Raw genomic sequence first — 24,523 nt, 5'->3', positions numbered from 1 at the left:
GAGATGAGAGGCAGCCGCGGCCTTAGTGTGGTGACTATGCCGTGATAGCCAAGAGAGGCACCTTCCACGATACCGAATTGACGAACGAGGAGAAGATGTGATGGAAGATTCCCTAGCCATAACAGTCAGTGCTCGGCAGTGGATCGGGCTGTGCGCGTTGGCCGGAGGGTACTTCATTGCTCTTCTTGACCTGACAATTATTAACCTCGCAGTTCCCTCGCTGACACGGGACTTAAGTGCGTCCACAACCCAGGTGTTCTGGGCGGTCAACAGCTACGGTCTCGTTCTCGCGCTGGCGATCATCCCGTCAGGTCGTTTAGGTGACCGATTCGGGCACCGACGCCTCTTCCTCCTGGGGACGATCATCTTGGCAACTGCCAGCCTCGCCTGCGGTGTCGCGACCTCTCCGTTCGTCTTGATCGCCAGCCGGTTCCTTCAGGGACTCGGTGCCGGCATGCTGGTGCCGCAGACTCTCACGCTCATCGGCGTCACCTTCCCTGAAAATACCCGTGGGCGCGCAGTCGGCATCTGGGGATCAATTGCAGGAACTGCGTCCGTCATCGGCCCCCTTGTCGGTGGAGTATTGATTGATAGTCTTAGCTGGCGTTGGGTCTTCCTCATCAACCTTCCGATTGCGATTCTCGTCGTGGTTCTGGGTCTGCGAAGTCTTTCGATCGAAGAGGTCCGGTCCGTGAGGGTTGATTTCATGGGCACCTTTCTTGCGGGCATCGGTCTTGTGGCACTTCTCTATGGATGTCTGCAAGGTCCCCATGCGGGCTGGGGCCCGCTGACCATTGCTTGCCTGCCGTTCGCTGTGTTCTGCCTGTTTGCGTTCTTCCGGTATGAGCGCCGTGTGGATCCGGCGCACGCAGTTTTTCCACAGTCTCTTCGCGAGAATCCACGGTTCCTCGTTGCCGCTTTGTTCGGCCTTTTTGCCGCCCTTGGCGTGTTCGCCTTGACGTTTCTCGTATCGAACTACATCCAGTCCGTGATGGGGCAAACGGCGTTCTGGGCGGGGGTTGCTCTTGCGCCGGCGTCGATTGCGTCCGTGGTCACAGCACCTATTGCGGGCCGCTGGGTTGATGAAGGGAAGGCCCGCCTCGTCCTACAGATCGGCTTCGGGGCCTCCGCGATAGGAACCGCCCTGAGCATACTGATTACCACTACTGGGGTTTCTTGGATGTGGTTCCTGGGTGCGACTATCGTTTTCGGCATCGGAAATGGCTTCTTGATGGCGCCACTGACGACAGTAGGTATGGCCGCACTGAGGAGTGACGAGTTCGGTGCTGCGTCCTCCCTCCTCAACGTCCTTCGCCAAGCCGGTCCCGTGCTAGGGGGAGCCGTTGTCGGGCTCTTGATACAGGTGCTCGCTGCCGCGCCTACCGAGTTCGACCCGCTGGGGCTATCAAGGTCGACCGTTGCGTGGGTGCTGAGTGTTCCATTGCTGCTGTTTTTTGTCGGACTCTTTGTGTATTCGCTCGTTCCGAGGTCGCTGGTGTCGGCAATGGACTGAGGCGGTTTCACGTCAGAGTGCTGCCGAGGGCTTACTTGTGTTCGGGATCGCTCACCCACGTGGCTCTCGGCGTCCTCTGGGCGCAATGCACAAGGGTTGGGTGCCACTGGGAGGGTTGGGTGCACTCCACGAGGTACGGGGGTTCGTGCAGTATGCACAACCCTGGCCAGTAGCCCCCGAGGCTCGTGGAGTAGCCGGCCGGGACATGGTCGACTGTGCCTGTGGGGAGGTGACGGGCGGGGTGCCGAGAGTCTCAAGTCAGACGAAGCTCGAGGTATCGGTGGCGCACACGCGCAGGCGGTGCCCATCAGGGTCGGTCGCTACGAAGGTGTAGCCGAACTCGAGGACGGTTGGCTCCAGAACCATCGGAATGCCCAGCGTCTTCCACTGCGCGTGAAGACGATCGACGTCGGCATGCTCGACGTCGCTCAGACTCAGTTCAACCCCGCCTACGTATGGCTCAGCAGCGGGTTCAATCTCATCGGCTGCCTGTAGTCCGAGAGTAACGTCGTCGGACAATGCGAAGACGCTGAATCCTGGATAGGTCTTGATCGGTTCATGACCGAGAATCCGGCGGTAGAAGGTGGTACTCGCCTCGACGTCGGAGACGTAGAGGATGACGCTGTTGGGAACAAAGGCCGTCATGGTGATGCTCCTAAGACTCTCACGGGGATACGGGGCGGATGGACGGCAATGAGGTTAGAGACCATTGGTGTCACCTTGTGTCACGTATGTGCGAGGATGAGTTGGTGCGTGCCGACCGCCTACTTTCCATGATCTGGCTGCTGCGTGCCCATGGTCGTCTGTCCGCCTCGGAGTTGGCGCAGCGGCTGGAGGTCTCACGGCGCACCGTGCTGCGGGACGTTGAGGCGCTGTCGGCTGCGGGAGTGCCGGTATGGTGCGAGCGGGGACCTCACGGGGGAGTGAGAATCGACCCCGGCTTTCGCATTGACGTGACAGGACTGAACCGTGAGGAGAGCCGGGCTCTTTTCGCCGGTCTCACCAGCTGGGGTGCTGCGCCACTGGGCCTTGGCGACGCCCTCGCCTCCGCGTCTCGCAAACTGCTCGCCGCCGTACCCGACAGCCATCGCAGCCGGTCCATGGGCATTGCCTCGCGCGTCGTGGTCGATCCTCAAGGATGGCTTCCCCTGCCCGAGAGCGAGCGGGCCGACGCCGTCTTCCATGCCGTTCAGGAAGCGGTCTTGACGCGCCATCGACTGCGTATGGTCTTCCGCCACAAGTCGAGGACGACGACGCAGGACGTCGTCGATCCGCACGGAATAGTTGCCGCTGGTCGCAGCTGGTACCTGTGTGCCTCACACGGCGCTGAGGTTCGCTTCACCAGGCTCTCTCGGATCGAAGGGGCCGATGTGCTCTCTGAGGAGTGTGCTGACGACTCCGGCTTCGACATGACTGCGGCATGGCAGAAGCAGCGTGAGGAGTTTCTCGATAGGTTCGAGGCGATCACAGCCACTGTCTGGGTGCGGGACGAGCGTTGGAGCGATGTGCAGGAGTGGACGTTGCGCGCAACGACGACCGATGCAGATGGCGAACCTCCCGGAGATGACGGATGGACCTATCTCCAGCTGGAGTTCATGGACCACTTGCATGCCATGACGATTCTGCTTCGGCTCGGTCCGGATGCATGCGTCATCACCCCCAAGCGCCTGCGTCAGGACCTCCTCGACTACGTGGACCTCATGCGTGAGCGGTACCGTGCCGGTGGGACCTGATGACGTGCGGTTGAGGCAGCACGCTCGCACGTGCCCTGACGACGGCGAGGAGCGGCCAGAGGACTGTGCGGCCCTGTCAGTTTGTCCTGTCGCATGCCCGGTCGGAGGCCGTGGCCCCGGCCTCACAGGCGCTTGAGGGCCTCGCGTCGGCTGAGTGGGGACAGGTTCGGATGCGCCTGGACGAAGGCGCGCACCCAGTCGCCGTCCGTGCGCGCGTAGTCGCGCAGCGCCCAGCCGATGGCCTTGCGGATGAAGAACTCCGGATCCTCTTGGTTGGCCTCGATGACGTTGGTGAGCAGGTCGAGGTCCGTGTCGACCTTGTGCTGGAGCTGACAGAGGATGGCGCTGCGCCGCACCCACATGTCCGGGTCGGTGGCCCACGTGCGCATGCGGGCCGCCGCAGCCGGATGCTCACGCACCACCAGCCCGACGGCGTGGGAGGTCTCATCGACCAGATCCCACCACTGTCCCGTGCGCAGAAAATGCTCGTAGAGCGCCAGGGACTCCATGCGTCCAGCATGCGACGCGGACAGCTTGGCGCGGATGACGGCCAGCGCCGCGTTGCGCTCCTCGCGGTGAGTGGCCTCATCCCACAGGCACCGCAGCGCCGCCTCCCAGGTGGCGGCCTCAGTCCACAGGTCGCCATGGACGGCGGCGATCCGTTGCGCGAGGCGCCGCGTTTCCGGGACCCCGACGCCGTACATCGCCATCTCGGACTTCAGGTACGCCCGCTGCTGCTCGGCGCGGGCGGGGTCGCCCGTCTTCTCCAGGGCCTGACGCAGCTCGGTGATGAACTCCGTGATCCGCGCATCCGTCTGCCCGCTCTCCGCCATCCTCGCCCCTCCTCGCCTCACGACGTACTTCCACAGACATTCATCAACATTATGGACCCGGCGGTGCCGGCACGCGGAGCCTGGAAATCCGCGTCCCCAGGCCGTGAACGAGAGCCCCAGGACACCTGCGCAGCCAGCGCTCACAGCGCCTCATGCCGAGGCGACGGCACCACGCCTTCGGCGGTTTGCTCACGCGGCATCCTCCCGGTAGGCTGCCCGTGCGTCCCGCGGCGAAGCCGTGGGAAGGCAATGGAGATGTCGCATAGTGGCCTAGTGCGCCTCCCTGCTAAGGAGGTTGGGGTGGAAGCCCCTCGGGAGTTCGAATCTCCCCATCTCCGCCACAGCGAGAGCCCCGGTGCGCGGCAGCGTGCCGGGGTTTCGTCGTCGTCGGAGCACTCGTTGCGGCGGCCCCGGAGACTTCCCAACGGTTGGCAGGGCCCGCGAATCGGCCCTACGGTCGGGGCGCGTTCGCCTCTGGCCGATCGGGGTGCCTGTGTGTCTTCCGGTGCAGATCCGGGATAGCGTGACGCTGTACCCGACTGAGAGGGACCTCATGTCTGACCACGACGCAACCCAGCCGTCGACCTCCGGCTCGCCCCGCCCCAATCAGGGCGACGAGTTCAACGCCCGGACCGTCCTCATCAACCAGGACATGCTCGACGCCGCGCGCGCCGAGCAGCAGGCCCCTGGGCAGGCCCCCGGCGCCGTCCCTGGTGCGGTTCCCACCGCCCAGGCCGGAGCGTGGCGTCCGGCGCAGCCCGACCTGCCCGCCGGCCCGCCCCCTGAGGAGCAGACGCGCACCTTCTCCGCAGGTGCCGCGCAGGCGGCCACCCAGCCTGGTGCGGCGCCGGCCGACCCCTACGTCCAGGCCACCCCCTACACCCAGCAGAGTGGAGGCGTCCAGCCGGCGCCCTACAACCCGCCGGCCCAGTTCGGCCAGCCCGACCCGGCCGGGAGCGGCGGCTTCGGTGCCGGTCAGCCTGGTGCGGCGCCGGTCGACCCCTACGTCCAGGCCACCCCCTACACCCAGCAGAGCGGGGCCGCCCAGCCGACGCCCTACAACCCGCCGACCCAGCCCGCCTGGGGTGGGGCAGCCGCCGACGGCGCCGCAGCCACGTCGTCGCCCTTCGTCCAGTCCGCCCCCGGCATCCCCTCGGCTCCGGGCACCTCCTCGGCCCCCGCCGCCGGTGCGACTGCAGGCGGTGAGGCGAGTTGGGAGACCCCGCACTGGCCGGGGCAGCAGCCGCAGGCCCAGCCGGCGGGCATGCAGGACCAGCAGTCCTTCGCCCAGCAGCCTGCCCCGCACTCGCACCCCTTCAGCGGGGGCCGTCAGGACGGCGAGGTTGGCATGTCCTCGGTCTTCCCCACGGCGACCGCACGCGCTGAGGCCGAGCAGGCCGCGGAGGCCTTCGTCCCCGCTGCGACTCAGGCGGTCGCTCCGTCCGCGTCGTCGTCATCCTCAGCCTTCCCGTCGCAGAGCTCGGCGCCCCAGTGGGGCTCAGCCCCCTCCTCCGACGCCGCAGCCGGGCAGGCCCCATCCTTCTCCGACATGGTTCCTACAGCAGCGGGCTCACCATTCGAGCGGTCGACAGGAGGCGGGGCGCTGGCAGCGGCGCGGTCCGAGGACTCCGAGAGCACGGACTCCGTGGGCAGCTGGATGCTGACGATCCTGCTGGTGTTCGGCATCCCGGTGTTCGGGTTCATCTACATGCTGATCCTCGCCTTCGGCAGCGGCCACTCCGCCAGCAAGAGGAACTGGGCCAGGGCCACTCTCATCTGGGCGGTCATCGCTGCCGTTTTGGGCATCGTCTTCTTCGTCGTGCTTGGCATGCTCGGTTACTCGCTCTTCGCCATCAACGAGAGCGCCGGCGTCGGATAGTGCCCAGCGGCAACAGCGCGCACAGGGCCGCAAGCCCCGTCGTCGGCGGGGACTTGCGGCCCTGTGCCCATCCTCACGGGGATAGGATTTGTCCCCTGGGTGGACACTGAGTAGTGTTCTACCCGTCGGCAACGACATGCGCCTGTAGCTCAACGGATAGAGCATCTGACTACGGATCAGAAGGTTGGGGGTTCGAATCCCTTCGGGCGCACCAACACCCCGTCATCGGCTGAACAGTCGGAGCCGGGGTGTTTTCCAATGTGCGGACCGCTCAAAGGTGAGTGTGGTCTAAGTTACTCCATGATCGGGACTCCATAGCATCTCGCTCGTCAAGGAGCATGAGTAGGTGCCCCTAGGTCTCAAAACAGTCACGACTGGCTGGTAAAATCTGCGTCGTTCCATCGTAATGGCGCATGTGTGCGTCGTCGACAGCATGAGGAGGATCACTCTGTGCGGGTACGTTGAAGTGGGACTATGACGATGCACAGCGGGCAGTGAACGAGTTGAACTCAGCCAGCACCGAGATTGACGGGAAGACGGTCGAGCTGCCGTCTGGATGCGGGGCCTCGCAGGCGGACGCCTCACGAGTTATCACAACTGTGGAGATGGCGCTTACGGGAATGCAGACGAGTATCCCTGGAACATCGACCTTGCTGTCGTCCGTGAGTGAATCGATGCGGAAGACGGATGAGAACACCGCCAGTTCCACTCCGACGTCGCACTCGAATTCCAGATCCAACTGAAAGGAAGAAGCCAGCATGTCTATTGATACTCACCTCGACGCCACACCATCAGACATCACGGCTTCGACGATCAAGATTGGAAACTTGAAGACAGCCGTTGATAACTCAATTGACCATCTCGCAAATGCTCGCAAAGATGCAGGAAGCCTTGAAGGCGAATCGGCTACTGGGGCTCAGAACCTGATCGACAGCGCGGTAAAAACATGTGAAGGTATGGTCAAGGATCTAACCAATTACAAGAATGCCCTCGACAACTTGGCGAGCGGGCTGACGTCGATAGGTTCATCGCTGGCCGGTATCAGGGAGCAGGCCACTGCTGGCGGTCTGACAGTGTCAGGGGAACTGGTTCTCAAACCGGAGTTCACAGAGCAGCAACCATCAGGCGATGCCGATGAGAAAACACTTGTTGCCTCTTTCGCAGTGAGTTCCTATGAGCAGTACCAGAAAGATGCTCAGGATCCATCGCTCGGTGAAGGAAAGAAGGTGACGCGCGCCGCAACAACAGGTACGACAACTGCAGTTGGCGGATGGGCCGGAGCTCAAGTGGGTGCCACTGTCGGGGTCTGTGTTGGAGGCCCTGCGGGGGCGGCGATCGGCGGTGTTGTTGGTGGTGGTATCGCTGGTGGTATTGCGGGGTCTGAGGGAGGAAAGAAGTTTGGTGGCTGGGTTAACATCTTGTTCAAGTAGTTTTGGTTACCTAGGTGTCCGTCGTGTATCCGCAATTCGATTTGACTGAAGCTCAAGCTGGAGTGGTATGCCTCATCCTGGGGGCGGTGACGATGGTGAACTGGTGGTTCGCCATGTTCTCGGATCGCTGGTACGGGGATCTGGGCCGCTCCTTCGGTGAAGGTGAGTTCAATGTGGGTCGTAATACGATATCGCTCATTCTTCCGGCTGTGGGGGTGGCGTTTTCCATTGGTGGTTGTGGGATGCTGCTGTACCCTTCAGGTAGTAGTGAGGGCATGCCCAAGGTGTTGATGGGTACTGCTCTCTTCTTCGTGGTGGTGGCGCTGCTCGGGCTGATTCCGTTTCCGTTGCCGGGGCCGATGTATCCGGAGTGGCAGATGGAGAAGCGTCGGGCTCGTGCGGAGGCTGCCGCGCGTGAGGCAGGCCTTGACGATGAGCCGACGCGGTCGACTGGCCGCCACGCGGCCGAACCCCGCAAACCCCGCCCCAGGGGCCCCGGCCGCCACGCGAAGTGACGAGGACAGGTGCGGGCTCCGTCTAAGGGAAGGGGCGTGTGACTTGTTGACTGGTTCGTCGCATGAGAGCACTGGAGGGAGGCATCGTGTATCCGGATATGAACCTGTCTGACACGCAAATCGGTGTGGGATGCCGGAATCGCCCCGGGTTTGATGGGCGCAGTGACGACACGGAAGGATCATTGCCTCCATCCAACCCGGAGCGATTCACCCTCAGCCGGCCTTAAAGCCGACCGGATGTTCGAGTCCAGCTGGATGCGCAACTCCGGCCGGTGTCTCCTCTCCGGCCTGAGGCTTCGGGTTCGCCGCGCAGACCTCGCCGTCGGAAGGAAGCGCCCCCTTGACGAAGTAGTCATTCACCTTCGCGGTCGCGCAAGAATTGGGGCCGGTCGCGCCATGACCGTACATGTCGACGCTCAGCAGGTGACTGTTGCGGAGCCTGGACACCAGCGCCTTGGACCACGGGTAGGGGGTGGCCGGGTCGTGCAGGATGCCGACGACCAGCACCGGGTTCGTGGCGTCGACGTCGACATCGACGGGCTTGGTCTTACTGGTATGCCCCCAGCCGTGGCAGTAGGCGTCCTGCTGAGGCAGGAGGCTGTAGAAGACCGGGTAGTCGCGGCGGTAGGAGGCCAGTGCCGCATCCCAGCTCGCCTGGTTCCCGGTGTCGGGGAAGTCGAGGCACCGGTTGGCTGCGAAGCCGTGCACAATCTGAAGCTGCTCGACAACCTGCGCCTCGGTCTCAGGGGACCCGGCGCCCGGGAGGAACCCGGCATTCCTCATCAGAGCGGTGCCGTCATGCGCATTCATGGCCCGAGTCAGCCCCTCGGTGAGCAGCGGCCACCTGTCAGGCGAGGCGACGACGAGCGTTCTGATCGCCATGGTGGCCCTGTCCCGGTCCAGAGGCTTTCCGCCGTCGGAGACGGTCAGCGGATTGGCGTCCAGACCGTCGAGGAAGGTCGCGAGCCGGGAGACGGCCTCATCGGTCGTGCCGTTCAGGGGGAACCCGGCCTGCCCCCGCTGGGACTCGATGTAGGTGCGCAGCGTCTGCTCCTCGGCTGCCACATCACCCTCAAGGGCCTCCTGCCGGGACAGGGCGGGGTCCATGGCGCTGTCCAGGACGACGCGCCCGACGTTGTCGGGGAAGAGCTCGGTGTACACGGCGCCCAGGTAGGTGCCGTAGGAGTACCCGAGGTAGTTGAGGTCCTGATCTTTCACCAGGGCCCGCATGACATCCATGTCGCGGGCCACTGAACGGGTGTCCATGTGGTCGAGGATCTCGGGGACCTCCGTGTACTTCTGGCAGGCCGTGGCCTCGCGTGATCCCTTCGCGACGATGTCGGTGGCGCTGCCCGGCGTCAGCTGGGAGGGCGCCTCAGCCCGGCCGGCCACAATCGCCTGGACGTCGTCGGGGGACCAGCAGGTGATGGGGGTGGACTGGCCGATGCCGCGCGGGTCGAAGCCGATGACGTCGTAGTTCGCCAGAACCCCCGACAGGCCGCCGCTCTTGTAGAGCCCGGCCTGGGCATTGATGAGGGAGATACCGCTTCCCCCGGGGCCTCCGGGGTTGAGGAAGACCGAGCCGCGAGGGGAGGAGCTCGTTGAGGGCAGCTTCTTGAGGGCCACCGTGATGGTCTTCCCCTGCGGGTGGTCGTAGTCCAGGGGTACGGTCACGGTGGCGCACTGGAAGGCGGTGCCGGTGACGCCGTCGGGGCAGTCGGTCCAGGTGAGATCCTGACGGTAGAAGGACTCCAGCCCCTTGGGGACCTTGGGCCCCGTGGACCCGCTGGATCCTTTGGAACCGCCGGAACCGTTCGATGAACCGTTGGAGCTGTTACTGCCGGTGGTCTGGGACGGGCTGGTACTGGCGGCATTCGTGCTGTTGTCCAGCACGACGGCGTGCTGAGCTCCCTGCGTAGGCGGGCTCGCGACGGCTGTGACACTCGCGCCGAGCATGCTGCAGGCGGTGAGCGCACCGAGCAGGGTGAGGACGGTCAGTCGTGAGGTGGTCTGGGGCGGCGAGGATGTTCGTAGGCGTCTCATGGCCACGATTCTCATGCCTTCGTCGAATATGAACCATACGGAAGACTGGTTGATTGATGTCGGGGTAGCCCGACCCTGCGCCCTCCGCCCTCGGTGCTCCGGCCCAGTCCCCGGTTCAGACCGTGGCGGCCTCGAAGGCCTGGGTCAGGTCCGCGATGAGGTCGTCGACGTGCTCGATGCCGACGCTCAGGCGCATGAGCCGGTCGGTCAGCCCGTAGGAGGCGCGCACCTCGACGGGCACGTCCGCGTGCGTCTGCACCGACGGGCACGTCACTAGCGACTCCACGCCGCCCAGGGACTCGGCGAAGGTGAACACCCGCACTGAGGCCAGGAAGCGGGCCACGTCCACCGACTCGGCCAAATCGAAACTCACCATGCCCGAGTGCCCCGGGTAGAGCACCCGCGTCACGTAGGGGCTCGAACGCAGGAACTGTGCGATCGCGGTGGCGTTGGCCTCGTGACGCTCCATGCGCAGCGCCAGGGTCTTGAGCCCGCGCAGCAGCAGGAAGCAGTCGAAGGGACCCAGCGTCGCCCCGGTCGTGTTGAGCCGGTAGTTCAGCCGCTCGGCCAGGGCGTCGTCGGCCACCACGGCCACGCCCGCCATGACGTCGTTGTGCCCGCCCAGGTACTTCGTGCCCGAGTGGACGACGACGTCGGCCCCCAGCTCCAGGGGCCGCTGCACCACCGGGGTGTAGAAGGTGTTGTCCACGACCAGTCTCGCCCCGGCCGCGTGGGCCAGCTCGGCCGCCTCGGGGATCGCGATCTCCTCCATCATCGGGTTCGTGGGCGTCTCGATGATGACCAGGTCGGCCGGGGTGGCCAGTGCCTCGCGCAGGCCCTTGATCCCCAGGACGAAGTCGACGCGCGCCGCCCCCTCCTCGGCCAGGACCTCCAGGAAGCGGAAGGAGCCGCCGTACAGGTCCCGCAGCGCCACGATCCGGCCGCCGTGCGGCGCCAGCGTGCGGGTCACCAGCTCCAGGGCCGCCATCCCCGAGGACAGGGCGAAGGCCGCCGTCCCTGCCTCCAGGCGGGCCAGGGCGTCCTGGAGGACGTCGCGGGTGGGGCTGGCCGTGCGCGTGTAGTCGTAGCCCGTCGACTCACCCAGGCCCGGGTGCCCGTAGGCGGTCGACAGGTGGATCGGCGTCGTGATCGCCCCCGTGGCCGGGTCGGTCCCGGTGCCCGAGCGCACCAGCAGCGTCTCCAGGCGGAGCTGCGGGTCCGGGGCCGACGACGTCGGGTGGTGGTGGACGGGGAAGGTGCGGGCGGCCGGCGGCTGGGAGCACCCGGGGTGAGCGGCGGGTCGAGGAGCGGACGGGCTGGTCATGAGTGGTTTCTCCTCATGGGCGGGGCAGTGGCGGGAAGACATGATGACTGACGGTCGACGACGGCGCGGGTGATGACCGGTGACCGGACGCCTGCGGGCCGGCACGCTCGGTGCGGCCCGGGCGAAGCGGCTCAGGCGGACAGGGCGACGGGGCCCTGCCCGGCCTGCTCGGCGGCGCGGGCGGTCACGGCGGCCACGGCCGCCTCCAACCGGTCCAGGGCGGCGTCGAGGGTGACGCGGGGGCAGGCGACGTTGATGCGGGTGAAGCCTTCACCGCCGGCCCCGAAGATCCGGCCGTCGTCGAGCCAGAGCCCGGCCTCGTTCAGCATGACCTTGTCGAGCTGATCGGGCTCGAGGCCGGCGGCCTGAAGGAATCCTGAGCAGTCCAGCCACAGCAGGTAGGTGCCCTCGCAGGGGGCGGCCTCGATCCCCTCGATGCGCTCCAGGCGCACCTCGACGTGGGCGCGGGCGGCCGCGATGTGCTCGCGCAGGGCGTCGAGCCAGGCGTCCCCGCCCTCGTAGGCGGCCCGGCAGGCCGTCAGGCCCAGGACGTTGGGCTGGGAGTAGCCGGTGGTGGCCAGCTCGCGGCGGAAGGCCTCGCGCAGGCGGGCGTCGGCGATGAGGATGTTGGCGACCTGCAGACCGGCCAGGTTGAAGGACTTCGACGGCGAGGTGCAGGTGATCGTGCGGGCGGCGGCCGCCTCGCTCAGGGAGGCGAAGGGCGTCGTCGCGAAGCCCGGCAGGGCCAGGTCGGCGTGGATCTCGTCGGCCACGACGACGACGCCGTGGCGGGCGGTGACCTCCTCCAGCGCGGCGAGCTCCTCCCGGCTCCAGACCCGACCCACCGGGTTGTGCGGGTTGCACAGGAGCAGCAGGCGCGCACCGGTGGCCTCGATGGTGGACTCCAGGGCGGCCAGGTCGCGGCGGTAGACGCCGTCGGCGTCACGCACCAGGGGGACGGCGGCCACGGTACGCCCGTTGTCCTCGATGACCTCGCGGAAGGGGTAGTAGACGGGCTCCTCGATGAGGACCGCCTCGCCCGGCGCGGTCAGGGCCCGCACCGCCAGGGCCAGGGCCGGCACGACGCCGGGGGTCACGGTGTTCCAGTCGGCCTCCACCTGCCAGCTGTAGCGGCGGGAGAACCAGCCGGTCAGGGCCGCGTGGTAGGCGTCGTCGGGCTCGGAGTAGCCGAAGATGCCGTGGCGGGTGCGCCACAGCAGGGCGCTGGTGACCCCCGGCGCGGTGGCGTGGTCCATGTCCGCCACCCACAGGGGCAGGACGTCCTCGGGGCGGCCGCGCTCGACGGCGGAGTCCCACTTGAGGCTGGCCGTGCCGCGACGGTCGGGGACGACGTCGAAAGCGGCCGGGTCGACGGCGGGGGCGGTGGAGAAGAAGGCGGAGCGATCCGACGAGGTGAAGGCGGCTGCGGGGGAGGAGGTGGCCACAGGCTCCTGAGGGGCCGGGAGGTCAGGGCGGGCTGAACAAGCGGAGTCTCTGGAGTCTTTGACGGGGATGAGGTGGGCGTGCATGGCGGAAGGTCCTCTCAGGTCCCCTGGCGGCAGTGATGCGCGAGCGCAAGGCTGCGCTGCAGCGACGTCGTGCTCAGGGGTGGCCGGCGCGCAGGCCGGCCGAGGTGACGGGTTGCTGGAGGGATGAACACGGGGGCGGCGGGCCTCCGCGGAGTACGACGAGCCGGTGCGGGGCGGCTCGGACTCTCACCGTTACGTGTCAGACAGCGACGGCTGGCGCTGTCAGCGCATGCACATTCGACCCTCGCCAAGGGTGCGCACCATCATCGCGCGGGCCTGGGGCGAAAGAGTCGTCATGGCTGCGAGCATAGCGGGAGCGCCGCCGCCGGCGCCACCGTGTCGGTGCGTTGTCTCGGCCACCGGCCACCGGTCAGCCGGCGCGGCGCAACCGCAGGGAGTTGGAGACCACGATGACGCTGGAGGCGGCCATGGCGGCCCCCGCGATCATCGGGTTGAGCAACCCGGCGGCCGCCAGCGGGATCGCGGCCACGTTGTAGGCGAAGGCCCAGAACAAGTTCTGGCGGATGATCCGCAGGGTCGCCCGCGACACCCGCACCGCCGCCACCGCCGCGTCCAGGTCCGTGCGCACCAGGGTGATGTCGGCGGCCTCAATGGCCACGTCCGCCCCCGATCCCATGGCGAAACCCAGCCCCTGCGTACCTGCCTGGGCCAGGGCGGCAGCGTCGTTGACCCCGTCACCCACCATGCCGACCACCGCGCCCTGGGCCTGCAGGTCGGCGACGACGTCGCGCTTGTCTGCGGGCAGCACCTCGGCGCGCACGTCGTCGGCATCGATCCCCACCTGGGCCGCCACGTGCTCAGCGGCCCGGGCATTGTCCCCGGTCAGCAGCACCGGCCGGATCCCCAGCTCGCGCAGTGCGACCACCGCCGCCCGCGAGGAGGGCCGCACCGTGTCCCGCACCACGAGTACCGCCATAGCCTTCAGTGACTGTGTATCCGGGGCCGCATCGCCAGCGTCGTCGGAGGCGCTGTCCGTGGCGTCGGCCTCGTCGGGCGCCTCGGTCTCATTGCTCGCGGTCTCACCGGCCCCGCCCACGGCCAGAACAACGGCGGTCGCCCCGGAGTCCTGGGCCTCCTCCACGGCGGAGCGCACCGCCTCGGGAACCTCTGCGCCCATCTCACCGGCGAGCCAGCCCGGCCGGCCCACCGCGACCCGGCGCCCCTCCACCGTCGCGGAGACGCCCCGGCCCTCGTGGTTGGAGAAGTCGGCCGGCGCCGGCAGCTCGCCCAGTCGCTCGCGGGCGGCCACCGTGATGGCCGCGGCCACCGGGTGCTCCGAGGCGGACTCGGCCGCCCCCGCCAGGCGCAGCGCCTCCTCCCCGAGCGGGGCCAGGCCCGCAGCGGAGTCTGCGCCAGTACCCGCGGTGTCGCCCACCTCCTGGCAGGCCTCAACCTCCAGGCTCATGCGCCCCTGGGTGACCGTCCCGGTCTTGTCCATGACCATCGTGTCCAGCGCCCGCGTCGACTCCAGCACCTCGGGACCCTTGATGACCACGCCCAGCTGGGCGGCCCGTCCCGAGCCGACCAGCAGCGCCGTCGGCGTGGCCAGCCCCAGCGCGCAGGGGCAGGCGATGACGAGCACGGCCACCGCCGCGGTGAAGGCCGCCTGCGGGCTGTGTCCGGTGAGCAGCCACCCCGCCAGGGTCGCGGCCGACAGCGCCAGGACGATGGGTACGAACACCCCCGAGATCCGGTCCGCCAGGCGCTGGACCGGGGCCTTGCCCGCCTGCGCGGCCGTCACCATCCGGCCGATCCGCGCCAGCGTCGTCCCCTCGCCCACGGCCGTCGCCCGAACCAGCAGGACGCCGGAGGTGTTGACGGTCGCCCCGGTGACGGCCTGCCCGGCCTCGACCTCGGTGGGCACGGACTCCCCGGTGAGCAGCGAGGCGTCCACGGCCGAGCGGCCCTCGACGACGACGCCGTCGGCGGCCACCTTCTCACCCGGCCGCACGAGGAACAGGTCCCCGGCAGCCAGGTCCTCAACACTGATGCGCTCCTCGGTGCGGGTGGCCTCCGCGCGCGGCGCACCGTCCTCGTCCAGGACGTCGACGGCGTCGCGGCTGCCCGACGGCGAGGTGAGGACGACCCGGGTCACCTCCTTGGCGCCCAGCTCCAGCAGGGCGCGCAGGGCGTCGCCGGAACGGTACTTGGCGCGCGCCTCCGCGTAGCGGCCCGCCAGGAGGAAGGTGGTCACCCAGGCGGCCGACTCGAAGTACATGTGGGCGGCATGCCCCTGGGAACGGGGCAGCAGCTCCATGCTCATGCGCATGCCGATGTGCCCGGCCCCGCCGAGCACCAGCGCCCACAGGCTCCAGCCGGTCGCGGCGATCACCCCCAGGGACACGAGCGTGTCCATGGTGAAGGCCCCGTGGCGCAGCGCCCGGAAGGCCGCCTTGTGGAAGGGCCAGGCACCCCAGACCGCCACCGGCAGCGCCATGAGCGCCACCATCCACTGCCAGCCCGGCATCTGGAGGGCCGGCACCATGGAGATCGCCATGATCGGCACCGACAGGATGAGGCAGTAGATGAGCCGCAGGCGCAGGTCGGCGGCCCGCTCCATGTGCGAGGCGCCCAGGGTCGGTGCACCCCGCCCGGAGGCGGAGCGGGGGGAGGCGCCTGCGGTGCCGGTCGTGCTGCCGGCAGCGCCGGGGGGCGTGACCGGCGTGCCGCCTGCGGGGGTCGGCGCCGCAGCCGCTGTGGACGACGTTGCGCGGTCGCCTGCGCCCTTGGCGCTGCGCCCACCATTGTCTGAGCCGGGCGTGGACGGTCCCGACGTCGATGACGCCGAGGCCGTCGTCGCCGGCTCATTCGGTGAGGTGGCGTCCAGCAGGGCGCCGGTGTAGCCGGCGCGGGCGACAGCGGCAAGGAGGTCGTCGACGCTCACCGCGCTCGGGGCGGTGATGCGGGCCGACTCGGTGGCGAGGTTGACCGAGGCGCTCACGCCGTCGAGCTTGTTCAGCTTCTTCTCCACCCGGGCCACGCAGCTGGCGCAGGTCATGCCCCCGATGGAGAGGTTGACGGTGCGCGGCTGCCCGTCGGGTTCCTGCGCGGTTGATGTACTCATGTGAGTCTCCTTGTGTACTGCCACCCGACGGCGCCCTGCTGGGAACCGTGCGGAGGGGAGCGTCAACCAGTGGTTGGTCGGCGGTCAGTGGCCATTTACGGCCATTTACTGCTCGGTGGCCGTCCAACGGCCCCAGAGGTCGGCGTCGAAGTTGAGGCGCCCGGGCTTGTCCGACTGCCACTCGTTGTTGCCAATGGTGACGTTGGTGTAACTGGTCGGCTTGGCACCGGTGGCGCCGCCGCCCTGACCCACCTGGTATCTACGCAGGGTCAGGCCCTTGGTAACGCCGTCAGCACTGCCGAAACGGACTCTCTGGCCGGCGGAGTTGGTCAGCAGCTCGATCCGGCTCTGCGTGAGGTTGGTGTTCTGCCCGTTCCAGCCGTCGAGGGATAGTCCGTTGATCGTAATGTTCTCGGTGTTGGACAGTGCGTACACACGGATCGCGCAGTTGACGCTGCCTTCGACTCGAGTGTCCGTGAAGGTCAGGTTGCTGACTGTTGTGGACGGATCGGCCAGATCAGTACGGCTCGCCATCTTGGGGTCCCAGTGCTTGGCGGAGTTGAAGACGCAGGTGTTTTGAGCGACGTCGCGCGAGAACATCCGGCTGTGAATGATGTCCGTGCCTGTCACGTTGACTTTGTCGACGTTCCTGGGCTTCCAGCCCCACTGGAACACCGGGCCGTTCTGGTTCTTCCACACGACGTTGTTCGTGAGGTCCACGTTCGAGTGGTAGAGCTTGAAGACATCGTCATTGGCGTGGAAGAAGGAGTTCTTCAGCGTGGACCGTTCTTCCTTGGGATTGGAGTACATCTCCAGACCATCGGTCTGCCAGTACCAAGCGCCAACCTGCTGGTAGTTGCTTACGTCCATGCGGAAGGTGCTCTCATCGCCATAGACCACGAAGGAGTGGAATGGGGGCTCCTTGACGGTCACCCCCTGCAAAGTGAGGTGCTGTGCCGTTCCGGACGAGGAGGAGAATCGAAGCGGCTTGGCGCAGTCCGAGTGGCAGTCGGCCTTGTTCTTCTTCTTCGTGTCCCTGTACTCGGGGTGCTTCGGGTCCAGGAAGGACCGGAAACCGTCGAGCGTATCAGCCTCGTAGGCGTACTCCTCCCCGGATAGGACGCCGTAGCCCGTTACCTGGAATTCCGTGGTGTTCTTGTTGTCGGCGAAGTGGAAACCACCCTTGACGAAGGCACCCGGTGCCAGATAAACCCGGCTGATGTTACTGGGTAGCTGAGGCAGGTGCGCCGACCCCATGGAGTAGACGCCCGGGCCGAAGAAGAGTGTCCTCTTTGAGGAGTCCGCGCCGGCGACCGCGTCGAGGTTGCTGATGTCGCCGGGCCTGACGTTGAGAACCTCGGGAGCGCCGGCGTCAGGGACCGTATCCTGAGGCGCCTGCGGCTGGGCGAACAGAAGCATCGCGTTGCGCGGCTCGGCCTCCAGGAAGGTCTTCGAATCAGTTCCCTCACCATCCTGGCTGAGGGCGCCGTTCTTGTCGGCATAGGTACTGACTGCCTGCGTGGAGAACTCCACCGAGAGCCGGTACCCGTCCGAGGAGTAGGGGACCAGGATCTTCGCGGTGCGGCCGCCATCCTCAATGGCTTCGACCTTGATGTTCTTCTTCTCTACGGAGGTCGGGCGGACTGTGACCTGGCTCGGGTCGTCGATCGCCTTGCCGTTCAAGAGAGTCACGTAGACGAAGACCTCCTTGACCTCAGGGCTGTACTCGAAGGTCGACCAGGACATCGTCGCGTCCGTGCTCGCAGCGAAGTCGGCGCCGTCCTCAGCTGAGTAGCCCTTCTTGCCCTCGCCGTTACGCGGGACGCTCAGGTAGGTGAAGGAGTCCTGCGTCTGCTCGGGTGCGGAGGCCGGGGCAACGCGCACCGAGTAGAACGGTGACTGGCGTACCTCGTCGTGGGCTACGGCACCTTTCGTCGCCTTGCTTGCCTTGTCGTGGGTCCAGGTGCGGATGCCGTGGTGCTCGCCTGCGGCCAGCCGGGCGGCGGGGGCATCGATCACCGTGTCGGATGAGGTGTTCGCGGGGCCGGCTGCAGCGGGACCCGCGGGAATACGGGGCGTGGCCTGCGCCGTCGTGAGAGCAGGGACGATCAGGGCGATGGCAAGCACCATCGCTCCGAGAATCCGTCGGGGGTGGGATATCGGCATGAGCTTCTCCAGTGCGATCTTCAGGGGGACGATTCGGTGCCGGTTCTGCCGACACCACTGAAAGCCGGGGGGCCCAGCGATCAGGCTGGACAGAGTAGCCGGCCCATCGGTGGAAAAGGATGCGATATCGATAGATGGATGCTCGGTGGATCGCAATCCGATCGCCTGAGGCGGTGCCGCGAGGGCGGGCCGGCTCAGTGCTCGCGGTCGTCGCGCTCGACGGCGTCGAGGGTGTAGTCCCCGGCCTCGTCGATGGCCTCGGCCAGGGCCGCGTCGTCGAGGCGGATGTCGGAGAGCACGGTGACGGTGGACTGCCCGCCCTTGTTGAGCAGGACAGAGACGTCCTTGACGCCGTTGAGCGCCTCGAGCTCCTCGGTGACGTGGGCGACGCAGTGGCCGCAGGTGAGTCCGGAGACCTTGAGGGTGGTGGTGCGGTCGATGCCGTCGGCGGTGAACTCAGTCATCTTTCACTCCTTGGGAAGTGTGTGCGGAAAACAGGTGGATCGGAACGGGAACCGGGCGGCCCGGCGCGAAGCGGGCCGCGGTGCTCAGGACCGTACGAGCCGGGCGATGGCCTCGGAGGCCTCGCGGATCTTCGCGGCGCCCTCCTCGTCGCCGGCTTGGGCGGCGTGCAGGACGCAGTGGCTCATATGGTCCTCCAGCAGACCGAGACTGACGGCCTGAAAGGCCTTGGTGGCGGCGGAGATCTGGGTGAGGACGTCAATGCAGTAGATGTCCTCCTCAACCATGCGGGAGATGCCCCGTACCTGCCCCTCGATGCGGCGCAGGCGCTTGAGGTAGTCCTCCTTGGATCCGGTGTAGCCGGCCATCTCTCCTCCGTTGTCTCGATCGCGATCGACTATACCCCTAGGGGGTAGGGGTGTCAAATACCCCCTAGGGGTATGTGGTTGCCGGCGGCCGGCCGGATGGACGCAGATCCGGGACATGGCGGAGGGGGACGTGGGATGCTCGTGCCATGACCGCCGTTGCCCATGCCGCCCCCGGACCCGCCGACCCCGATGTGGTGCCCGGGACATCAGATGACCCCGACCTCCAGCTCGCCCGGGACCCCAGGGCGGGCGCCGGACGACTCATGGTGCTGGCCGGCAACCGACCCGACCTGCGCGGCGTCATCGCGGACAACCCGGGCTGCTCCCCGGAGCTGCGCGCCTGGGTGAGCCGCATGGGGGGCGCCTCCGCCGGCTCCGGTGGCGGCGGGCCCGAGGCCGGGGCGGCCCGGGCCGACGGCTCCGGCAGCGTCAACGACGCGGATGATGCCGTGTCGCTGGCACCCACGGGCTGGGAGCCCTCCGACATCGGCCTGGGCGACGAGCCCTTCGGCTCCGTCTTGAGCGACCCGCTCATGGGCTCACCGCTCTTCGACGACGACGGCCCGGGCCACGAGCCCACCGACGCCGAGCCCGCCGGTGCAGCCGCTCGCAGCGGCACGGGAGGGCGGCCGCCGTCGTCGAGCCGGGGCACGGCCAAGCCGCGCACCGCCCCCGCCCATACCGCCTCTGCCCGCACCGCCTCGCGCACAGCCGCGGCCCGGGGTTCGCAGGCCCCCGCCCCGCCCCCGCTCCCGCAGCGGCCAACGGTGACGAGGCCTGCGCCTCCGGCGCCGGCACCGCCTGGACGCTTCGCGCCCACGGCGCCGTACCCGGTGCCGGGGATTGCCGGGCCGGTCGGGATTGCCGGGCCTGTCGGAGCCGCCCCGGGCCGGGTGGGGGCCGACCCCTGGGGCGTGAGAGGAGTGCCGGCCGGTGGCGGCCTGCCGTCCGTGCCCTCCGGCGTCGCAGGCGCCCCCGGGGCCTCCTTCGGGGTGCGGGGCTACAACGCCCCTCCCTCCCCGCGCAGTGCCAGGAGACCTGCCCCGTCCTCCCAGTCCAGCACGAGTCCGGCCAAGGTCATCGGCTGGATCCTCTTCGTCCTGCTGTTCATCATCATCCGGGCCCTCAACGGCTGAGACGCGGGGGAGCGAGGAGCGAGGGCCCGGCCCCAGGGGCCGGGCGCTCCTCAAAGTGCGGCCGAGCCCGGGGTCGAGCCGCTCGGGGCGCTGGTGGTCGGGATGGTGATGGGGCTGTTGGAGGCGTAGCCGTGCTTGAAGGCCCACACCACGATCTCCAGGCGCGAGACCGTCCCCGTCTTGTGGAACAGGCCGGTGATGTGGGACTTGACCGTCGCCTCGGCGATGGCCAGCAGGGAGGCGATCTTGCGGTTCGAGGCCCCCTCGCACAGAAGGCGGAGCACGTCGCGCTCCCGCTGTGAGAGGTGGACGCTGCCGTCCGCGCCGCGCACGGAGGCCAAGGCGTAGTTGATCAGGCGCGTCGTCGGCATCGGGGCCACGACCTTCGCCCCGGAGTGGACCGTGCGCACCGCCGAGATGATCTCCTCGGCGGGCGCGCTCTTGAGCAGGAAGCCGCTGGCGCCGGCCCCCAGGCCCTGCAGGAGATCCTCGTCGGTGTCCACCGTGGTCAGCAGAATGACCCGGGTCGACGGGGAGAGGCGGAGCACCTCCCTGGTCATCTCCACGCCATCCATGTGCTCCATATGGATGTCGGTGATGAGGACGTCGACCTGGTGCGACTGCACAAATCGCAGGACGGCGCGAGGTGAGCGCGATGCGGTGAGGACCTTGAAGTCCTCGACGTCGGAGAAATAGGACTCCAGATGGGCCAGGGCCATCGCGTCGTCGTCGACCAGGGCCAGGCCGACACGATCGGGAGAAATCTGGGAAGACATGAGTCTCCTTGGGCAGATGTGTGCAGTCCGCGATCAGTGGGGGGCGCGGTCTGCTGGGAACAGTGAACAAACTACCTGAAAATAGAGATCCGCCGTGTAAACGTCCCAAGACGCGCCCCGACGAAAGGCGGAGTGGGCCATCCAAACGGCGAGGAAAGCAGTAGATCAAAGGGCGATGCGAGACGCCGGTGGATTCCGGCAGGCTCTTGGCCAACGGCACTTCCCCAAGTGTGCCTCCTCTGTCGTTCCCAGGAAGGAGGGTCCGTGTACCGCTCTGCGCTCGTTGAGGGCGTCGCGCCATCACTGGCTCGCGCTGCGTCACTCGAGTCTCCCTTCGGCCTGGTTTCCCGTTCCACCGAGCTGCCCCAAGCGGCCGGAGAGCCGGTCTTCGCGATCTGGACCGGTCTTCTGGGTGATCCCTCTGAGGCGCTGAGGTCACAGCGCACCTGGAATCACCGTGCCGAGGCGGGCAACTTCGACGGGGCCGGCGGGGCCATCGACGCCGATCGCGCCAGACACATCGCGATCGTGGAGACGATGGAGCGCTACTCCAGCTGCTCATGGACGGAGGAGGAGCTGGTGTGGGACACCCCCGCCGGTCTCGGCGAGGCCGCGATCGGGCCGGAGCGCTGGCCGGCGTGCTCGGCCACCGAGCTGGCGGACCCCGACTGCGGACTCATTGCCCCAGACCCCCGCGTCCCCCTGCGTTGGGTGCGCGGCTGGTCCCTGACCCGCGGTCGTGAGGTCTTCGTCCCAGCGGTGCTGACATACCTCAACTTCCCGGTGCGCACTCCCTCCGAGCAGTTCGTCAACCCCATCTCCACCGGCACCGCCGCGCACTCCGACCTGCGCGAGGCGGTCCTGGGTGGCCTGCTCGAGGTCATCGAGCGCGACTCCATCGCACTGACCTGGCTCCAGCGCCTGCGCCTGCCCGCGGTCGCCGTCGACCCCTCCACCCTGGGGGAGGTCGCCGCCGAGTACCACCGGGTAGGCACCTCCACCGAGCTGAAGACCCACCTGTTCGACGCCACCACCGACTACGGCGTCCCCACCCTCTACGCCGTCCAGACCTCCCAGGTCGACCCCGAGCTGGCCCAGGTGGTGGCCGCCACCTGCGACATCGACCCGCAGCGGGCGCTGGCCAAGATCTACCGCGAGCTCGCCTCCCTGCGCATCGCCCTGCGCAGCCACGCCCGCGGCCCGCGCGCCCAGGAGATCAAGGGGCAGGACCTCACCGTCGTCGGTGGCGCCCTGGCCGACGCCGAGCTGTCCATGCGCCACGTCTTCGACTTCCTCCTGGAGGGGGAGCGGCCCGTCCACGCCCTCGATGAGATCGGCACCCTCACGGTGTCCAGGTCCGGCGTCGGCGGTAGTGACAGCCCCGACGGCGCCGGCGGCAGTGCCGGCCCCGATCCGCTCGAGCAGGTCGTCGCCAACCTGGAGCGGGCCGGCGCTGAGGCCATCGTCGTCGACATCACCACCGACGAGGCCCGCCAGGTCGGCATGCACGTCATCAAGGCCCTCATCCCCGAGGCCATGCCCCTGTCCTTCAGCCACCACGCCCGCTACCTGGCCACGCCCCGTCTCTACCAGGCGCCCCGGGCGATGGGCCTGACCGTCCACGACGAGGCGGGGATCAACCCCGTCCGCCAGCCCTTCGCCTGAAGCCATGAGCTCGATGCCCGCACCGCAGTCCGCCTCACCGACCGACACCCAGGAGCCCCGACCTAACATGAGCACGACGCCGCCCGCACCGGACGCGCAGCCGGCACAGCACCCGGCACCGCAGGCCCCCACGGGGCCGGTGACGGTCTACCTGCCCCAGGGCGGGTTCGCGCGCGCCGTCGCCGCGCGGCTCGCCGGGGACGGCGACGTCGTCATCCCGGTCGACCAGGGACTGGTCAGCGCCTACATCCCCTACGCCGACCGCGCGGTCCTCATCGCCGACCCCGACCAGACCGGCCTGCGCGAGGACCTCGACACCCTGTCCTTCACCCGGGGGATGCCCTCCCTGGGCCTGGAGCTCCTCCCCACCGAGCTGCGCTGCGGGCCGCTCGTGGTCCCCGGCCGCAGCGCCTGCTACCGCTGCTACGACCGGCGCCGCCGCCAGCACGGCTACCGCCCCCTGCCCCCCGAGGTCCTCTCCGAGCACGGCCCGCTGGAGCAGGCCTACGCCCACCACCACGTGCTCCTGGGCGCCGGCCTCATCTCCCTAGCCCTGCAGACCCTCGACACCCCCGGCCCCCAGGACCCGGCCACGGAGAGCGCCGATGACGTCGCCCCGATCGGTGGCCGGGTGTGGACCATCGACCTCGTCTCCGGCATCACCACCTGCTCGCCGACCGTGGCCGTGGACCGCTGCGAGACCTGCTCGGGCCGCTACGAGGGCCGCCGCGACGGCCTGCCCGCGCTCGCGGCCCTCCTGCCCGAGCGACGTCAGGAGGTGGCCTGAGATGGCCCGGGACGCCACAGGCTCCGTCATGCGCGCCGGCGACGTCGGCCGCGCCGCCCGCCGCGACCTGCAGTTCCGCATCCCCCGCAGGCCCGTGGTGCGCCTGGGCCTGCGCGCCCGGCCCGAGGAGACCGGCTGGATCATTGACGGCGCCCGCAAGAGCCAGGTCCTGGGCGGGGCCTTCGCCCGCGAGCACATGGGCCCCCTGCTCCAGGCCTGCGACGGCACCCGCACCCTCGACGAGATCGGCGAGGTCACCGGCATCGGCCCCCAAGCCGCCTTCGAGGCCGTCTCCCTGCTGTGGACCGGCGGCATCGTCGAGGAGGGGGACACCGAGCCCGCCCCCGGCGACCCGGCGCCCGAGCTGGCGCGGCTGCTTTCCCGCCTGGGTGACTCCACCGGCGTCAACGACTCCTGGCAGGACGCCGCCCGCCGCCTGGCCGCCGCCCGGGTCGCCGTCGTGGGGGACGCCGAGCTGGCCGGAGAGATGGTCGCCGTCCTGGAGGCCACCCTGCCCGAGGTGAGGCTCGACAGCGCCCCCCGCCGCGGGGACACCCTCACCGTCCTCATCGAGACCGTCGACTCCACCGACCGCTCCCAGGAGGTGGCGCGCCGCTGCCGGGAGGAGGGCATCGCGCTGCTGCGGGTGCGCGCCGAGCAGGAGGCGGTGACGGTCGGCCCCTACGTCGACGAGGCCTTCTCACCCTGCCTGGCCTGCGCCTGCGCCGACGAGCCCGAGATCGGCCCGCGCCCGGAGGCCGCCCGCCGCGACATCGTCGTCGGCCTGGCCGCCCGGGCCGTGGCCGCCCTCATCGCCCGCGCCACCGTCACCCACCTGCCCGGGGACGCGCGGCGCACCGACCTGGCCACCTTCACCTACTCCGACCGCCCGGTCGTCTCCCGCCCCGGCTGCCCCGTCTGCTCGGTGGCCGGGGCCGGCGAGGAGCCGGTGCCGGTGGCGCCCTCGGCCCCCGTGGGGGCCCGCTACGAGCAGTCCGTGGCCATCCCGCCGGCCGCCTTCGTCGACTCCAAGGGCCACCAGCAGCACTACAAACCCTCCAACCTGCGCCTCCAGCGCGAGTTCCGCGACTGGCCGGTCTGCCCGCGCACGCCCCTGCCTCCGGCCGACCTGGAGCGCCTCGACCAGCCCTGGCCGATCACGCACCCGCTCACCGACGACGGTTCCGGGACCGACGTCGTCGCCCACCCCACCCTGGGCGAGCTCGCCACGATCCTGGCGCTGTCGGTCGGTGTGCGCGAGCCGCTCGGCGAGCCCACC

20 protein-coding genes and 2 tRNA genes are annotated in these 24,523 nt (G+C 68.4%); 11 read left to right on the top strand and 11 right to left on the bottom strand.

Features of this window, described 5'->3' with window-relative positions:
• The first annotated feature begins 100 nt into the window (after nt 1-100).
• Nucleotides 101-1,513, top strand: coding sequence for a DHA2 family efflux MFS transporter permease subunit (locus BKH20_RS10345; RefSeq protein WP_256693139.1), 1,413 nt, complete (start codon nt 101-103; stop codon nt 1,511-1,513).
• A 258-nt stretch (nt 1,514-1,771) separates the two neighbouring features.
• Here the strand turns inward: BKH20_RS10345 and BKH20_RS10340 are convergent, their stop codons facing one another.
• Entirely contained in the window at nt 1,772-2,158 is a 387-nt protein-coding gene (locus BKH20_RS10340; protein WP_075390992.1) for a VOC family protein, read from the bottom strand.
• Between the two features lie 104 nt (nt 2,159-2,262).
• Here BKH20_RS10340 and BKH20_RS10335 point away from each other — a divergent pair, with 104 nt between their 5' ends.
• Nucleotides 2,263-3,246 (top strand): helix-turn-helix transcriptional regulator, encoded by a 984-nt coding sequence (locus tag BKH20_RS10335; RefSeq protein WP_075390999.1) that lies wholly within the window; start codon nt 2,263-2,265, stop codon nt 3,244-3,246.
• Nucleotides 3,247-3,368: 122 nt separating this feature from the next.
• On the opposite strand, the gene BKH20_RS10330 is transcribed toward BKH20_RS10335, so the two are convergent.
• Complete coding sequence (locus tag BKH20_RS10330; RefSeq protein WP_075390991.1) at nt 3,369-4,079, bottom strand: DNA alkylation repair protein; 711 nt, start codon at nt 4,077-4,079, stop codon at nt 3,369-3,371.
• Nucleotides 4,080-4,330: 251 nt separating this feature from the next.
• Here BKH20_RS10330 and BKH20_RS10325 point away from each other — a divergent pair.
• The 3 genes from BKH20_RS10325 (at nt 4,331) to BKH20_RS10315 (ending at nt 6,172) form a co-directional block, all read left to right on the top strand.
• Nucleotides 4,331-4,420, top strand: a tRNA-Ser gene (locus BKH20_RS10325).
• Nucleotides 4,421-4,632: 212 nt separating this feature from the next.
• Nucleotides 4,633-5,958 (top strand): hypothetical protein, encoded by a 1,326-nt coding sequence (locus BKH20_RS14275; RefSeq protein WP_256693138.1) that lies wholly within the window; start codon nt 4,633-4,635, stop codon nt 5,956-5,958.
• A gap of 138 nt (nt 5,959-6,096) precedes the next feature.
• A tRNA-Arg gene (locus BKH20_RS10315) sits at nt 6,097-6,172 on the top strand.
• Between the two features lie 258 nt (nt 6,173-6,430).
• Here the strand turns inward: BKH20_RS10315 and BKH20_RS10310 are convergent.
• Nucleotides 6,431-6,718, bottom strand: a complete 288-nt coding sequence (locus BKH20_RS10310; protein WP_070662563.1) for a hypothetical protein — start codon at nt 6,716-6,718, stop codon at nt 6,431-6,433.
• Between BKH20_RS10310 and BKH20_RS13800 the strand changes: the two genes are divergently transcribed.
• Together BKH20_RS13800 and BKH20_RS10305 are read left to right on the top strand one after the other, a co-directional pair.
• Nucleotides 6,717-7,388, top strand: coding sequence for a hypothetical protein (locus tag BKH20_RS13800; RefSeq protein ID WP_081381689.1), 672 nt, complete (start codon nt 6,717-6,719; stop codon nt 7,386-7,388). The two genes, BKH20_RS10310 and BKH20_RS13800, sit on opposite strands and share 2 nt — an antisense overlap.
• Before the next feature lie 23 nt (nt 7,389-7,411).
• Nucleotides 7,412-7,903 carry a hypothetical protein gene (locus BKH20_RS10305; protein WP_178388591.1) on the top strand — a complete coding sequence of 164 codons (492 nt, stop codon included), beginning with the start codon at nt 7,412-7,414 and terminating at the stop codon, nt 7,901-7,903.
• 213 nt (nt 7,904-8,116) lie between these two features.
• On the opposite strand, the gene BKH20_RS10300 is transcribed toward BKH20_RS10305, so the two are convergent.
• The 7 genes from BKH20_RS10300 to BKH20_RS10270 form a co-directional block, all read right to left on the bottom strand.
• Nucleotides 8,117-9,946, bottom strand: a complete 1,830-nt coding sequence (locus tag BKH20_RS10300; RefSeq protein WP_075390989.1) for an alpha/beta hydrolase — start codon at nt 9,944-9,946, stop codon at nt 8,117-8,119.
• Between the two features lie 115 nt (nt 9,947-10,061).
• A complete protein-coding gene (locus BKH20_RS10295) occupies nt 10,062-11,270 on the bottom strand; it encodes a PLP-dependent transferase (RefSeq protein WP_075390988.1) in 1,209 nt (402 codons plus the stop codon).
• A gap of 131 nt (nt 11,271-11,401) precedes the next feature.
• Nucleotides 11,402-12,799, bottom strand: coding sequence for a MalY/PatB family protein (locus BKH20_RS10290; protein WP_075390987.1), 1,398 nt, complete (start codon nt 12,797-12,799; stop codon nt 11,402-11,404).
• A gap of 370 nt (nt 12,800-13,169) precedes the next feature.
• On the bottom strand, nt 13,170-15,884 hold the full coding sequence (locus BKH20_RS10285; protein WP_075390986.1) for a heavy metal translocating P-type ATPase: 2,715 nt from the start codon (nt 15,882-15,884) through the stop codon (nt 13,170-13,172).
• Nucleotides 15,885-15,989: 105 nt separating this feature from the next.
• A complete protein-coding gene (locus BKH20_RS10280) occupies nt 15,990-18,014 on the bottom strand; it encodes a family 49 glycosyl hydrolase (protein WP_075390985.1) in 2,025 nt (674 codons plus the stop codon).
• Nucleotides 18,015-18,244: 230 nt separating this feature from the next.
• Complete coding sequence (locus BKH20_RS10275; RefSeq protein ID WP_075371155.1) at nt 18,245-18,514, bottom strand: heavy-metal-associated domain-containing protein; 270 nt, start codon at nt 18,512-18,514, stop codon at nt 18,245-18,247.
• Between the two features lie 84 nt (nt 18,515-18,598).
• Nucleotides 18,599-18,880, bottom strand: a complete 282-nt coding sequence (locus BKH20_RS10270) for a metal-sensitive transcriptional regulator (RefSeq protein ID WP_075390984.1) — start codon at nt 18,878-18,880, stop codon at nt 18,599-18,601.
• Nucleotides 18,881-19,026: 146 nt separating this feature from the next.
• Between BKH20_RS10270 and BKH20_RS10265 the strand changes: the two genes are divergently transcribed.
• Nucleotides 19,027-20,016: a hypothetical protein gene (locus BKH20_RS10265; RefSeq protein ID WP_075390983.1), complete on the top strand. Its 990-nt coding sequence runs from the start codon at nt 19,027-19,029 to the stop codon at nt 20,014-20,016.
• A 50-nt stretch (nt 20,017-20,066) separates the two neighbouring features.
• On the opposite strand, the gene BKH20_RS10260 is transcribed toward BKH20_RS10265, so the two are convergent.
• Entirely contained in the window at nt 20,067-20,792 is a 726-nt protein-coding gene (locus BKH20_RS10260) for a response regulator transcription factor (protein ID WP_070662530.1), read from the bottom strand.
• Between the two features lie 264 nt (nt 20,793-21,056).
• On the opposite strand from BKH20_RS10260, the gene BKH20_RS10255 reads away from it, so the two are divergent.
• The 3 genes from BKH20_RS10255 to BKH20_RS10245 form a co-directional block, all read left to right on the top strand.
• Entirely contained in the window at nt 21,057-22,457 is a 1,401-nt protein-coding gene (locus tag BKH20_RS10255) for a YcaO-like family protein (protein ID WP_075390982.1), read from the top strand.
• 13 nt (nt 22,458-22,470) lie between these two features.
• The gene (locus BKH20_RS10250; RefSeq protein ID WP_081381685.1) at nt 22,471-23,244 is read left to right on the top strand and encodes a cyclodehydratase; all 774 of its coding nucleotides are present in this window, start codon (nt 22,471-22,473) and stop codon (nt 23,242-23,244) included.
• Between the two features lies 1 nt (nt 23,245).
• A partial coding sequence (locus BKH20_RS10245) for a bacteriocin biosynthesis protein (protein WP_075390981.1) occupies nt 23,246-24,523 on the top strand: 1,278 nt, incomplete at its 3' end.

This window comes from Actinomyces oris (assembly GCF_001937445.1).
Lineage (GTDB): Bacteria > Actinomycetota > Actinomycetes > Actinomycetales > Actinomycetaceae > Actinomyces > Actinomyces acetigenes.
The sequence above is the reverse complement of the archived record's forward strand: the minus strand, read 5'-3'. Positions and strand labels throughout refer to the sequence as shown.

What these genes read in the sequence shown, in the direction of transcription:
- BKH20_RS10250 (WP_081381685.1), top strand. Translation starts at nt 22,471, where the DNA reads ATGCCCGCACCGCAGTCCGCCTCACCGACCGACACCCAGGAGCCCCGA.
- BKH20_RS10265 (WP_075390983.1), top strand. Translation starts at nt 19,027, where the DNA reads ATGACCGCCGTTGCCCATGCCGCCCCCGGACCCGCCGACCCCGATGTG.
- BKH20_RS10310 (WP_070662563.1), bottom strand. Translation starts at nt 6,718, where the DNA reads ATGCTGGCTTCTTCCTTTCAGTTGGATCTGGAATTCGAGTGCGACGTC.
- BKH20_RS10270 (WP_075390984.1), bottom strand. Translation starts at nt 18,880, where the DNA reads ATGGCCGGCTACACCGGATCCAAGGAGGACTACCTCAAGCGCCTGCGC.
- BKH20_RS10260 (WP_070662530.1), bottom strand. Translation starts at nt 20,792, where the DNA reads ATGTCTTCCCAGATTTCTCCCGATCGTGTCGGCCTGGCCCTGGTCGAC.
- BKH20_RS10285 (WP_075390986.1), bottom strand. Translation starts at nt 15,884, where the DNA reads ATGAGTACATCAACCGCGCAGGAACCCGACGGGCAGCCGCGCACCGTC.
- BKH20_RS10290 (WP_075390987.1), bottom strand. Translation starts at nt 12,799, where the DNA reads ATGCACGCCCACCTCATCCCCGTCAAAGACTCCAGAGACTCCGCTTGT.
- BKH20_RS10340 (WP_075390992.1), bottom strand. Translation starts at nt 2,158, where the DNA reads ATGACGGCCTTTGTTCCCAACAGCGTCATCCTCTACGTCTCCGACGTC.
- BKH20_RS10295 (WP_075390988.1), bottom strand. Translation starts at nt 11,270, where the DNA reads ATGACCAGCCCGTCCGCTCCTCGACCCGCCGCTCACCCCGGGTGCTCC.
- BKH20_RS10275 (WP_075371155.1), bottom strand. Translation starts at nt 18,514, where the DNA reads ATGACTGAGTTCACCGCCGACGGCATCGACCGCACCACCACCCTCAAG.
- BKH20_RS13800 (WP_081381689.1), top strand. Translation starts at nt 6,717, where the DNA reads ATGTCTATTGATACTCACCTCGACGCCACACCATCAGACATCACGGCT.
- BKH20_RS10300 (WP_075390989.1), bottom strand. Translation starts at nt 9,946, where the DNA reads ATGAGACGCCTACGAACATCCTCGCCGCCCCAGACCACCTCACGACTG.
- BKH20_RS10345 (WP_256693139.1), top strand. Translation starts at nt 101, where the DNA reads ATGGAAGATTCCCTAGCCATAACAGTCAGTGCTCGGCAGTGGATCGGG.
- BKH20_RS14275 (WP_256693138.1), top strand. Translation starts at nt 4,633, where the DNA reads ATGTCTGACCACGACGCAACCCAGCCGTCGACCTCCGGCTCGCCCCGC.
- BKH20_RS10330 (WP_075390991.1), bottom strand. Translation starts at nt 4,079, where the DNA reads ATGGCGGAGAGCGGGCAGACGGATGCGCGGATCACGGAGTTCATCACC.
- BKH20_RS10280 (WP_075390985.1), bottom strand. Translation starts at nt 18,014, where the DNA reads ATGGTGCTTGCCATCGCCCTGATCGTCCCTGCTCTCACGACGGCGCAG.